The sequence below is a fragment of the Hallella faecis genome (assembly GCF_018789675.1).
GTDB classification, from domain to species: domain Bacteria; phylum Bacteroidota; class Bacteroidia; order Bacteroidales; family Bacteroidaceae; genus Prevotella; species Prevotella faecis.
This window is the reverse complement of record NZ_JAHKBE010000136.1, coordinates 1-903: the sequence shown is the minus strand read 5'-3', so window position 1 is coordinate 903 and position 903 is coordinate 1. Positions and strand designations below refer to the sequence as shown.

The following is a 903-nucleotide window of genomic DNA, read 5'->3' as shown; positions in this document are numbered from 1 at the left end:
TTAAATATCAAATATATAACTATAGTTAAGCGATTAATATCGCATCACTAGTAATTACAACAAATAAAAAACATAAGACTATGATAGTTAAGAAAGGACTTCTTTTGTGTTGTATATGCTTTATTTTGTGTTTGTTTAGTTGCAATCATAATAATAATGCTGATATTCAATATGTTACAACAGGCGCTGAGATCGCTAAGCCTGTGCCAACAGTTTGTTTGTACACTTTGGGGAATGTATCAACAAACTTGCGTGAAGCAATGCTTGACTCTTTAAAAGCACATTATCCCAAATGTAAGTATGTGGGCAATATTGCTTTGGACAAAAAAGCATTGACAACAAAAAGAAAAGACCATGTGCGCTATAGGGCTGATTTGCTGAATGAGCAATTGAAAGCATTCAAGTCCGACTCGACTATTGTCATTGGATTGACACAAGCAGATATAGGATTGGACAATTTCCGTAACCGACCTCATAGTGGTATAATGGGACTTGCAAGTGGCATTGGTACTGGTGTAGCGGTATTCTCATCGTACCGTCCTCATGGCTATGGGCAATTGTTCTGTGTGATGCTTCATGAAATAGGTCATACACAAGGATTACGACATTGCCCCGATACGGATTGTATGATGCAAAACGCTAAAGGAGGGAATCCATTTGCAAAGACAAACAGTTTTTGTGCCAAATGCAAAAAGTTCATGAAGAATCGACATTGGAATTTATAACTCATTTGTTATTGCTACAGGTACTTTCAGCCTTATTCCATTGATCAAAAGAAAATTTAAAGGATGATAACAATGATAATATAGGGATGCTCGTAAATCAGTCAAAAACAACCTAACGATCTGATTGTCAGTGTTATAAGAATTTTGTATCTTTGCATAAAATAATAAAAAATCCCCC

The 903-nt window shown here is 35.5% G+C and carries 1 protein-coding gene; it reads left to right on the top strand.

Annotated elements, in window-relative coordinates:
- Positions 1-80: 80 nt before the first annotated feature.
- A complete protein-coding gene (locus KM934_RS12830) occupies positions 81-725 on the top strand; it encodes a matrixin family metalloprotease (RefSeq protein ID WP_215761017.1) in 645 nt (214 codons plus the stop codon).
- Positions 726-903 lie beyond the last annotated feature (178 nt).

Coding starts and splice junctions, on each gene's coding strand:
- KM934_RS12830 (WP_215761017.1), top strand. CDS start 81: ATGATAGTTAAGAAAGGACTTCTTTTGTGTTGTATATGCTTTATTTTG.